The organism is Roseofilum sp., from assembly GCF_982964205.1.
Window position 1 is genome coordinate 1 of sequence record NZ_CEZBFX010000167.1, and the last position, 8,192, is coordinate 8,192.

At 45.2% G+C, this 8,192-nt stretch carries 9 protein-coding genes; all 9 read left to right on the forward strand.

Annotation, left to right across the window (positions count from 1 at the left end):
• The first annotated feature begins 264 nt into the window (after positions 1–264).
• The 9 genes from AC3A14_RS23240 to AC3A14_RS23280 all read left to right on the forward strand — a co-directional run bounded on the left by AC3A14_RS23240 (position 265) and on the right by AC3A14_RS23280 (position 8,142).
• A complete protein-coding gene (locus AC3A14_RS23240; protein WP_318735813.1) occupies positions 265–1,386 on the forward strand; it encodes a hypothetical protein in 1,122 nt (373 codons plus the stop codon).
• Positions 1,387–1,411: 25 nt separating this feature from the next.
• The gene (locus AC3A14_RS23245; protein WP_318737387.1) at positions 1,412–2,464 is read left to right on the forward strand and encodes a hypothetical protein; all 1,053 of its coding nucleotides are present in this window, start codon (positions 1,412–1,414) and stop codon (positions 2,462–2,464) included.
• Between the two features lie 77 nt (positions 2,465–2,541).
• Positions 2,542–4,872 carry a transglutaminase TgpA family protein gene (locus AC3A14_RS23250; protein WP_318735818.1) on the forward strand — a complete coding sequence of 777 codons (2,331 nt, stop codon included), beginning with the start codon at positions 2,542–2,544 and terminating at the stop codon, positions 4,870–4,872.
• Between the two features lie 86 nt (positions 4,873–4,958).
• Positions 4,959–5,225, forward strand: coding sequence for a DUF5615 family PIN-like protein (locus AC3A14_RS23255; protein WP_413039172.1), 267 nt, complete (start codon positions 4,959–4,961; stop codon positions 5,223–5,225).
• A 181-nt stretch (positions 5,226–5,406) separates the two neighbouring features.
• Positions 5,407–6,840 carry an efflux RND transporter periplasmic adaptor subunit gene (locus AC3A14_RS23260; RefSeq protein ID WP_318735820.1) on the forward strand — a complete coding sequence of 478 codons (1,434 nt, stop codon included), beginning with the start codon at positions 5,407–5,409 and terminating at the stop codon, positions 6,838–6,840.
• Complete coding sequence (locus AC3A14_RS23265) at positions 6,830–7,207, forward strand: Uma2 family endonuclease (protein ID WP_318735822.1); 378 nt, start codon at positions 6,830–6,832, stop codon at positions 7,205–7,207. Before AC3A14_RS23260 ends, AC3A14_RS23265 begins: the two co-directional genes overlap by 11 nt.
• Positions 7,197–7,454 carry a hypothetical protein gene (locus AC3A14_RS23270; RefSeq protein ID WP_318735824.1) on the forward strand — a complete coding sequence of 86 codons (258 nt, stop codon included), beginning with the start codon at positions 7,197–7,199 and terminating at the stop codon, positions 7,452–7,454. Before AC3A14_RS23265 ends, AC3A14_RS23270 begins: the two co-directional genes overlap by 11 nt.
• Before the next feature lie 60 nt (positions 7,455–7,514).
• Positions 7,515–7,736, forward strand: coding sequence for a hypothetical protein (locus AC3A14_RS23275; protein WP_318735825.1), 222 nt, complete (start codon positions 7,515–7,517; stop codon positions 7,734–7,736).
• Positions 7,726–8,142, forward strand: coding sequence for a putative toxin-antitoxin system toxin component, PIN family (locus AC3A14_RS23280; protein ID WP_318735827.1), 417 nt, complete (start codon positions 7,726–7,728; stop codon positions 8,140–8,142). The genes AC3A14_RS23275 and AC3A14_RS23280 overlap by 11 nt, the downstream gene beginning before the upstream one ends.
• The last annotated feature ends 50 nt before the right edge of the window (positions 8,143–8,192 follow it).

An 8,192-nucleotide genomic window follows, 5' to 3' on the forward strand; every position in this document is an offset into this window, starting at 1 on the left:
GATCTCCGCTCCGATCTCCGTCCCGATCTCCTCCCCTTGACATCCAAGACAGTATCTACCATGGATCAATCATGATTGTATCAATCTTAATCGAATTCACTATAATTCCTCGGAGAATGACAGAAGAGAGTGTCCTAGATCCCTAGTCTAGCCTATGGAAACAAGCAACAGACAAGAATTAACCTCTTCTAAAAGCAGCTCAACCCAAGGTGTGTTACGTTCATCTAAGCAAATCACTTTGGTTAGGGGGGGAGAAAGGAACTTGTGGAGCAGATTTTTACAACTATCTTTGAACTCCTATGGCAACAACTCCAGAATTCAACCCAAGCGGGACAACGTAACTGTCGGGAAGTCGCCCATCGGTTAGCGACTGAAGTGGCTCGAATTTGCGTGGAGAGTCAACGGATTCAAATGTCAGGGGAAGTGGAAGAGTGGGCTAAAAAGCTGGCTCAACTTCGCCTTAAACAATGTTTACACTATTACCAGCAAGGATCGGTTAAGGGCCGTCAAGATCTCCATAGTACCTTAGCCGCGATTGTTTATGGTTATATAAATCCATCTTATCGGTTAGCCAGTTATGCAGCTCGCACTACCTTAATTGAGGATTTTTTACAAGCCTTTTACCTCGAAGCCTTTAATGCTTTTCGCCGTGAAACCGAACTCCCCCTCACCTATCACCCAAAAACTCGGTTAGACATTGCTGAATTCATGGCCTTTGCAGAGCGCTATGCTAAACGCCGAATTCGTCTGAAAGGGAATCGCTCGCAACAACTGATTATTTTACGAGCGCAAACCTTTTCTCAACAACAACCTCCAGAAGAGCTAGTCGATATTGAAACGGCTTCAGAAGGAGGTAGTTCGGACTCCGATTCCGAGTGGTCAAGTCCTGCACTCTCTCAAGTCCGTAAGGCTATCAGTAACCAGGTACAGATCCCAGAAGCCGATGAAATTACTGAAAAAGTTGTGCAAATGCTTTTAGAGTATCTAGAAGAACGCGGTCAGCAAAAATGTGCGGATTATTTCGTCTTCCGTTTACTGGATTTAGCCACTTCACAAATTGAATGGATTTTAGAGATTACGCCTAGGGAACGGGATTATCTACAACAACGGTTTAAATATCACTTAGAACGGTTTTCCCTAGGCCCCCATTGGCAATTAGTACATGAATGGTTAGAAGCAAGTTTAGAACAAAATTTAGGGCTAATGCCTCAAGAGTGGGAAACTTTTACCAACAAGCTTACTGAAGAGCAGAGAAAACACCTTAATCTGAAACAAGATCGGGTTGATGATGAAGCGATCGCCGATCAACTCGACTGTACACTCACTCAAATTCAAAAACGATGGATCAAAATCCTAGCGAAAGCTTGGGCGATCCGCAATGCCTAATTATCCGGAGAATTCAAAATTTGCCATGAATAAAGACCCAGAAGCCAAAATTGAAGCCCTTTTTACTTGGCTCCTCAATCCTCCATTGGATGACTCTTCCCCAGTTTCAGAAGAACTAGCATCAAGTTCCCATTCCGATCCCAATCCATCCCGATGGATAGATCAACCCGATGAATCATCTTGGGATTGGGAGGCACTCGATCCTTTAGAGTCTGAAGATATCGATGGCATCTATCCCCCCCATTTAAACCCAGAGGGCCAACCTTTAGAGATAGGAGAGATCCCCGCCGTGCAAGACCGTTTCCAGGCTTTATTAAAGCGACGAATTCAAGCTGAAATGCAATCGAATCTTCCCTTATTTCCTTGGGAAACAACGATGATGGACTATGAGGATGACCCCTGTGAGGTGGTATCCTCTCCCCCTGTTCTTTCTCAACCTTGGATGCTACAGCTCAAACAGTTAAATTTGCCTGTTCCTGTACAACTCCCTGAGTCTTTGCTGACTCAATTACTCAATCAATGTCAGCAAGTCGCCCAGTCTACTCTGGAAGAGGGGGCAAAATTGGTGCAAGCAGTAGAAAATTTATTTCCCAATCAGTTTCTGACTTTAAACCGAATAGCCCGTCCGTTATTATTGGGTGAATTGCGCTCTCCCCAAAAATCTCGTCCGACTTTAGTGTATGAGGAAGTCCAACAATCGCAAAAAATGCTGCTTTCTCTATTAGCCGCCCAAAAAATTCTCCAAACCCTAACCCTAACTCCCGTTGTCAATCAAACCTCCATAGAACGGAACTGGGAAACGGAACTTGGATCCTTGAAAGTTGCAGCTCATTATACCCGGACTGAACAGAAATCTCAACTTCGGGTAGAAGCGTTTCTGCCTTGTGCTGGAACAGTGCAGTTTCAAGGTGAAGGTAGACAGGCAATCTCCAAACGCTGCGATCCTGGATATCTAAGTGTAGAGTTATTTGATATTATTGGCGATCGCCCCTACAGTTTGGTCATTGAGCTAGAAAATAATCCTGAAGCGCCCCTGATGTTTGCTATTCAACCGACCCATATGGGATCTCAACCCTAAATTCAGATACCAAAGACAAAAAATCTTGTTACACTAGCTCTTAGCTTTAAATTAGCAAGCGTAACCAGATACAACCTATGGCAAACTCATCAGGGACGCGCCAGAGATCGAATTTTCCCTTCTTATCGGACTTGTGGAAGCATGTAGAGCGCCTTCCAAAACCCGTGGCTGAAGAATCCATGTTCTTAAGACTATTGGTTCAGGCCTTAGTGAGTGTGGGAATTATGGCCACTGATGTGGCAGCAGGAAGCCAAATGAGTCTGTGGGCTGTTCCTGTGGGTACGATCGGGGCCCTGTGGAGTTGGTATCGACGCAAGGATCGCAATGTAGTCACGAAATTTGCGATCGCTATTGGCATGTTAATTGCCCTCTTTGTATTTTTCGGAAACCTGTTTACCCAACTCAACGATACCCGACTGGTTCTGGCTGAACTGCTAGTTCATCTCCAAGTCTTACATAGTTTCGACTTACCACGCCGCAAAGACTTGGGCTATTCGATGATGATCGGGCTGATTTTAATTGGTGTCGCTGCAACTCTGAGCCAAACCTTAGCCTTTTCCCCCCTCTTATTCCTGTTCCTGGTCATTGCCCTGCCTACTCTGGTTTTAGATTATCGCTCGCGGCTTGGATTATCGCCTCTCACCTGGAATTGGCGTTCGACGACTCGTAAGCGTACCCCCTTAGCACCAGAACTAGCACCCAAACAATTGGGATTTATGCTCTTAGTGATTCTAGGATTAGGCATGGCTCTGTTTGCTGCCTTTCCTAGGGTTCCCGGCTATCAATTACGCAATTTCCCGGTCAGCGCACCTCCCCTAATGCAAGAAGAAGAACAAAGCTTTCAGGGATTGCCAGGAACCATTATCAACCCAGAAACCGCCGAGGATGGAGAGGGTGAAGGGGGCGGAGGAGAAGCCCCTAGTGAGGGAGCTGGTCAAATGGATGACACCTTTTATTATGGGTTTAATAGTCAAATCAACCAGAATTTGAGAGGTCAACTGACTCCCAGGGTAATGTTGCGGGTTCGCTCTCAAGCAGAAGGATTTTGGCGAGTGTTAGGGTTCGATCGCTATACCGGTCAAGGATGGGAAATTGAGCAAGAGGGTACAGCATTGGTTGAACGCCCATCTTGGTCGTATAAATTTTACATGCCTCGCATTTCTTCATTAGCCAGAAGTCGGGAAGTGGTGCAAACCTATACGGTGGTTGAACGTTTACCCAACCTGATACCGGCGTTATATCAAGTTGAGGATCTATACTTTCCTACGCGAGAAGTGGGGATAGATAAACATGGAGCATTGCGATCGCCCCTTAACCTACGAGAAGGATTAACCTACACTGTAATTTCTGAGGTTCCCTATCGCGATCGCTCGGTTTTGCGGGAAGCCTCGACAGACTATCCGCAAGAGATTCGTGAGCTGTATCTGCAAATTCCTCCAGAAATTGCAGAGCGGGTACGTCAGAAAACGGAAGAAGCGTTGGCAACTTCAGAAAATCCCTTAACCGATCCCTATGAAAAAGCTCTGTATCTGGCTCAATATTTGAAACAACGCTATAGTCTTGAGCCAGAATTACCCTTTTTTGATGGCAATGAAGACCTGGTAGAAGCCTTTCTCTTCAAATATAACGGTGGATATCCGGATCACTTTTCTACTACGTTAACCATAATGTTGAGAGCAATTGGCATTCCGGCACGTCTAGCCGTCGGCTTTGGGTCTGGAGAATTTAACCCCTTTACCGGATTGTATGTGGTTCGTAATATTGATGCCTTTGCCCTCACAGAAGTCTATTTTCCAGAGTATGGTTGGTTTAGCTTTGACCCGATTCCTGGTCATCCCCTAATTCCGCCCTCAATTTCTGATTATCAAAGCTTTAGCGTCCTGCGTCAGTTTTGGAATTGGGTTGCCGGTTGGTTACCGTCTCCGGTGAAAAATGCTCTTACGGCGATCGGGGCATTTATTATGACTGTTTTAGTTCGGTCACTGATTCGTCTGTGGCAATTGATTTCCAGTGGCTGGACGGGGTTCTTTATCGGTTCAATTTTGGCGATCGCGATCTCCTTTTTGCTCTGGGTCTTATTTAAGCAATGGCAACAGTGGAGACGGCAAAGATGGCTCTCTAAACTCCATCCCATGGAGCGAATTTATCAACAATACTTAGACATTCTTAAAGAAGCAGGTTATCCCAAACATCCAGCGCAAACCCCTCAAGAATATGCTGAAAGCTTGCGAGGTAAGTATGGCTTAGAAACAACGAACGTAATTGAGAGGATTCCCCAAGCCTATGTGCAGTGGCGCTATGGGGGTATAGAATCTGAATCGGTTGCCCATTTACAGCAGAGTTTACAACAATTAAAACAACGTTCCCGCCAAAAGAAATTTCTAACCCAGGATGCAATTAGAAACTAGCCTTACCCGTTAGAATACAAGAGGATACTCCTCGCTTGTTTAAGTTTTGCGGCTCAACGGGAGCGATTTATGATGGTAGTTGAGTAATGCTGTTTTTATTTGACCAGAATCTATCGCCTCGTTTAGTTGATATTCTGGCAGGTATTTATCCTAATTCTATGCATGTTGATAAACTTGGATTAGCCTCTGTACCCGATCGCAAAAGTTGGGAGTATGCTTGTCGAAACAATTATCTAATTGTGACTAAAGATACGGATTGTAGGGAGTTAAGCATCTTATTAGGGTTCCCTCCCAAGGTTATCTGGATACGGCCCGGGAACTGTTCAACAGGAGATTTAGAACAGCTACTGTGAGATAATTATAATGCAGTAGTCTCTCTAAGTCAGGATATCAATCAAGGAATATTGACCTTGTTTTAGGATGCGATCGCCCGAGGAAATCGAGCATTACCAAATTATAAAGCTATAGTGCCTCTTTACCAGACAGAAGCTAAAATGGTTGGCGTTAAAAGAACGCTCTAGCATAATCCCTGCCATGAACAATTATCCTATTCATACTGCGTTTAAGATTCTTCCTCTGATTGCCAGTGCTATGTTGTTAGGCTCTTGTGGCAAAGAACAAGTACAGGCAACGCCTCGTCCTGCGGTTCCAGTAGTCTTTGGAGAGGTGGAATCGGGGCGGGTCAGTGAGGGTACAGAATATAATGTGTCCTTGGTATCAAGAGAAATTGCCAATGTGCGCCCTAGGGTGAGTGGGAATATTTTAGAGCGATATGTGGATTTAGGAGATCGCGTCACCGCTGGACAACGGATGTTTATCATCGATCCGATTGAACAACAGGCAGCCGTAAATTCCCAACTGGCCCAAGTAGGATCTGCCACAGCCGCTGTAGAAACCGCCAAAAGTAGCTTACAATCGGCGATCGCCGAACGCGCCCGTATTGCCACCGAAAAAGACCTCAACTCCGCCCGTGCCGACTGGGAAAACGCCAAATCCACCCTACTTTCCCAAGAAGCCGAACTAGATCGCCGCCAAGCCCAACTTGATTACCAAACCTTAGAAAATGAGCGCTATCAATCCCTAGCTGACAATGGAGCGGTTTCCCAAGAAACTGCCGATCAAACCGAACGCTCTTATCTACAAGCGCAAGCAGATGTCGAAAACCAAAATAAAGTGATTGAAGCGGCTCAATCAACCGTCGTCAGTACTCGCCGAGCCTACGATCGCCTCATTGCCTCCGTAGATGCCCAACTCGCTGCCCAAGATCAAGTCATTGCTGGGGCGGAGGCTGAAATTGCTCGTGCCCAACAAGAACTGCAACGCACCAGGCAACAAGCAGCCGAACAAGAAGCCCGCTTAGGATTTTATGAAATTAACGCCCCATTTTCAGGAACCGTAGGCAATGTTCCAGTCAACGTTGGGGATTTTGTCGATAGCCAAACCCTTCTTGCTACTGTCAGTCAATCCCAACCTTTAGAAGTCCTGATCCAGATTCCCATTGACCGCTTATCCCAAGTCCGCATTGGTACCCGAATTGAGTTGCAGACTCAACAAAATGAACCCATTGGAGTTATACCCGTGTCCTTCATTTCACCACAAACCGATGCTCAGACCCAAACCATTACCATTAAAGGTATCTATGCCAATGCCGAAAATCAATTGCGTACCGATCAATTAGTGAAGGCAAAAGTAGTTTGGGAAGACAAATCCAGTGTGACCATTCCCACGACAGCAGTTACGCGTATTGGTGACCAAGCTTTTGTGTTTGTCGTCAATGAATCGGAAGGCACACAAGTGGCAACCCAAACCCCAGTCACCCTAAGTAGTATTACGGATCAAAGCTTTGTCGTTCAGGACGGCTTGCAGGGAGGCGAAACCATCGTCACGGAAGGAGTGGTTAAACTCCGCGATGGTGCGCCTGTAGTGGATGCGAGCACCCTACCGAGTTCTCCAGAGAATGGGGAATAGGTACAGCGCTTTGCGCTATCGTGGGGGAGCGGGAACGTTAACGCCAGTAGAAGAAAAATTACCGTTCAGTCAAGCACCAGATGTGATGGTGGTTTTGGGAGTGGAGAAAAAAGATAGAGGTTCTTATAAACAATGGGAAGAAGGAAATATCGTGCCTCAAGTGGCGATAGAGATTGTCTCACCGAGCAATACCACAGGAGAGATGAACGATAAGTTTGAGTTCTACGACCATTATGGCGTGGAAGAATATTATGTCTACGATCTGGAACTCAATCAACTGCAAGGATGGTTGAGAAGTGGGGGGGAAATTAACCGAAATTCCTCAAATGGAGGGTTGGAGAAGTCCTTTATTGGGAGTGAGTTTTAGTACCCGATCGCCAGAGTTGCAGGTGTTTGCGCCGACTGGGAAAGTGTTCGAGACTTATGAGGATGTCGTGCGAGAGCGCGATCGCCAGTGTCAGGAAGCCGATCGCCTGCGTCAGGAAGCCGATCAACTTCAGGAAGCCAATCGCCAACGTCAGGAGAAGGAGTTGCAGCGCGATCGCGCCAAATCGGAATTACAACAGCTACGGGAAAAACTGCGACAGTTAAATATCGATCCGGATTCTTTGTAGGCTTTTATCTTAAAAATGCTAGATTACAATAGTCCCCAATTAATAATCCCATAGCCGATAATGGAAACTATTACTATTCCAGTAGATGCTGAACTGGCCAAACATTACCGAGAATCGGAACCGGAACAACAACAGAAAATTGTCATGTTTATTAATCTAATGCTCAAAAAAGCGATAAATCAAAAGCCCCTTCTAGAAATCATGGAAGAAGCAAGTAAGCAAGCGATTGCCAATGGCATGACTCCAGAAATTCTCGACTCAATTCTTAACGATGACAACTAACAGAATTGTGATTGACACTAATGTAGTCGTCAGTGCTTTAATCTTCACTGAATCTACGGCAATGAAAGCTTTTCAAGCCAGTAAAACCCAAGGAACTATCCTGATTTCTAGCGATATTATATTGGAGATAAGTGAAGTTTTAAGTCGTCCCAAATTTGATCGATACATCTCGACAAAAATTCGTGAAGACTTTTTAGCCAGCTTGTATAGAGAAGCAGAAGTTATTGCAATTACTGAAACTATTGATAGTTGTCGAGATCCCAAGGATAACAAATTCCTGGAAGTAGCGATATCGGGCAATGCGAGTTATATTATCACTGGAGATAAGGATTTGTTAGAACTTCATCCCTTTAGAGGTATTCCTATTTTAACTCCTCAAGATTTTTTGCAAGTGGTCTCAATATAACTACTCCTTGAAACTCTTTGAGTTTATGCACTGCTGGTGTTGTTTACATT

Bases quoted from the DNA above. Each gene is read 5' to 3' on its own strand.
- AC3A14_RS23280 (WP_318735827.1), top strand. From the start codon at position 7,726: ATGACAACTAACAGAATTGTGATTGACACTAATGTAGTCGTCAGTGCT.
- AC3A14_RS23245 (WP_318737387.1), top strand. From the start codon at position 1,412: ATGAATAAAGACCCAGAAGCCAAAATTGAAGCCCTTTTTACTTGGCTC.
- AC3A14_RS23260 (WP_318735820.1), top strand. From the start codon at position 5,407: ATGAACAATTATCCTATTCATACTGCGTTTAAGATTCTTCCTCTGATT.
- AC3A14_RS23250 (WP_318735818.1), top strand. From the start codon at position 2,542: ATGGCAAACTCATCAGGGACGCGCCAGAGATCGAATTTTCCCTTCTTA.
- AC3A14_RS23255 (WP_413039172.1), top strand. From the start codon at position 4,959: ATGCTGTTTTTATTTGACCAGAATCTATCGCCTCGTTTAGTTGATATT.
- AC3A14_RS23265 (WP_318735822.1), top strand. From the start codon at position 6,830: ATGGGGAATAGGTACAGCGCTTTGCGCTATCGTGGGGGAGCGGGAACG.
- AC3A14_RS23275 (WP_318735825.1), top strand. From the start codon at position 7,515: ATGGAAACTATTACTATTCCAGTAGATGCTGAACTGGCCAAACATTAC.